Genomic DNA, 2,319 nt, shown 5'->3' with positions numbered 1-2,319 from the left:
AAGGACGGCGATCATTACGTCATCAACGGCCGCAAATGGTGGTCGTCGGGCGTCGGCGATCCCCGCTGCAAGATCGCGATCGTGATGGGCAAGACCGACCCGAAGGCGGCGCGCCACCAGCAGCAGTCGCAGGTCCTGGTGCCGCTCGATACCAAGGGCATTACCGTTGAAAAAATGCTGCCGGTGTTCGGCTATGACGACGCGCCGCATGGCCACGCCCAGGTGTTGATGGAGAACGTCCGGGTTCCCGCCAGCAATATCCTGCTCGGCGAGGGCAGGGGTTTTGAGATCGCGCAAGGCAGGCTCGGCCCAGGCCGCATCCATCACTGCATGCGCACCATCGGCAAGGCCGAGGAGGCGCTGGAGAAGATGGTAAAGCGGCTGTCGTCGCGCTCCGCGTTCGGCAGGAAGATCATCGAATATTCGATCTGGGAACAGCGCATCGCCGAAGCCCGCACCGACATCGAGATGAACCGCCTGCTGTGCCTGAAAGCCGCCGACATGATGGACAAGGTTGGCAACAAGACCGCGCAGCTCGAGATCGCCATGATCAAGGTCGCCGCGCCCAACATGGCGCTGAAGATCATCGACCACGCGATCCAGGCGTTCGGTGGAGCCGGCGTCTCCGACGAAGCGGGTTTGGCGCGCGACTATGCCTCCATGCGCACCATGCGCCTGGCGGACGGTCCGGACGAGGTCCATAACCGCGCCATTGCCAGACTTGAGCTTCGGAAGTATGCAAACGCTACGCACTAGCGGGAGCGACGAGATGGCGCTCCCCAAAGCAAACCAAGAAGAAACCTTGAGGGAGCGTCACCGTGGCCGACGGCGTCAGGAAAGACGAGGAGTTTTCGGGCACCAAGGAGGTCGAGGAGCGGCATCGCATCGATGAGGCGAGCCTCGACCGCTGGATGAACGATCACGTCGAAGGTTATCGGGGACCGCTGACCGTCCTGCAGTTCAAGGGCGGCCAGTCCAACCCGACCTACCGGCTTGATACGCCCGGCCGGTCCTATGTGATGCGGCGCAGGCCGTTCGGCAAATTGCTGCCGTCGGCGCACGCGGTCGATCGCGAATTTCGCGTCATCGCCGCGTTGGGCAAGCAGAATTTCCCAGTCGCGAAAGCCTATGCGCTGTGCACCGACGATGCCGTGATCGGCGCTGCCTTCTACATCATGTCGATGGAGGAGGGCCGGGTGTTCTGGGATCCCACACTTCCCAGCCAGACGCCCGGCGACCGCCGCAAGATTTTCACCAGCAAGATCGAGACGCTGGCAAAACTGCACGTCTATGATCCGCAGGCGATCGGGCTCGGTGATTTCGGCAAGCCCGGCAATTATTTTGCACGACAGGTCGATCGCTGGACCAAGCAGTATCGCGCGTCCGAGACGCAGCACATTCCCGAATTCGAGAAACTGGCCGAGTGGCTGCCGAAAACCGTGCCGCAGCAGGAACGCGTTTCGATCGTCCATGGCGACTATCGCCTCGACAACATGATCTTCCATTTAACCGAGCCGCGGGTGCAGGCGGTGCTGGACTGGGAGCTGTCGACGCTCGGCGATCCCATGGCCGACTTCACCTATCTGTTGATGCAATGGACCATGCCGGGCCTCGCCGGCGCCGACCTCAAGGCGCTCAACATCCCGAGCATGGAAGAAGCCGCGCAGATCTATTGCAACGTCACCGGAAGCGCCGTTCCCGACCTGAACTGGTATTTTGCCTATAATTTGTTCCGGCTTGCCGGCATCACGCAGGGTATCGCCGGGCGGATCCGCGACGGCACCGCGGCGAATGCGAAAGCCATCGAGTCGGCCAAGCGCACCGTGCCGCTGTCGAAGGCCTCCTGGGAATACGCACAAAAGGCCGGCGCGACCTGAGAAAACAGCAACGCGGAGCGAGTCCGTTCGGATCGATCCGCGCGCTCGCTGACGGCGCCGGCCGATGGTGCGGCATTGATCCGACCAGGAAGACTGACTTGCCGCTTTCCCCCAATCTTCGCGGAAGCCTGTTCATGACCGTGGGCATGGCGGGTTTCACGTTGAACGACGCCATTACCAAGGCGGTGTCGTCCGAGATGAACTTCGGCCAGGTGATGCTGGTGAGAGGTTTGTTCGCGATTGTGCTGGTCATGGCGCTTGCATTCCATCAGCGCGCGGTGCGTCCGCTGCGCACGCTGATGATGAAGCCGGTCGCGCTGCGGGTGGCGGCCGAAGTCGGCGGCACGGTGGCGTTTCTGACGGCGATCGTGCACCTGCCGCTGGCCAATACCGCGGCGATCTTTCAGGCGCTGCCGCTGGCGGTCACGCTTGGCGCGGCACT

At 62.6% G+C, this 2,319-nt stretch carries 2 protein-coding genes and 1 pseudogene; all 3 read left to right on the top strand.

Going from position 1 to position 2,319, the window contains the following annotated elements; translation table 11 throughout:
- Positions 1 to 756, top strand: a 756-nt coding sequence (locus tag WCE35_RS25135; protein WP_424596005.1) for an acyl-CoA dehydrogenase family protein, incomplete at its 5' end; no start/stop codon positions are given.
- 62 nt (positions 757 to 818) lie between these two features.
- Entirely contained in the window at positions 819 to 1,877 is a 1,059-nt protein-coding gene (locus WCE35_RS25130; RefSeq protein ID WP_424596004.1) for a phosphotransferase family protein, read from the top strand.
- A gap of 134 nt (positions 1,878 to 2,011) precedes the next feature.
- Positions 2,012 to 2,319 (top strand): annotated as a pseudogene (locus WCE35_RS25125) (EamA/RhaT family transporter); the annotation flags it as partial.

The sequence above is a fragment of the Bradyrhizobium sp. genome, from assembly GCF_049691595.1.
In the GTDB taxonomy this organism is placed as follows: Bacteria; Pseudomonadota; Alphaproteobacteria; order Rhizobiales; family Xanthobacteraceae; genus Bradyrhizobium.
The sequence above is the reverse complement of the archived record's forward strand: the minus strand, read 5'-3'. Positions and strand labels throughout refer to the sequence as shown.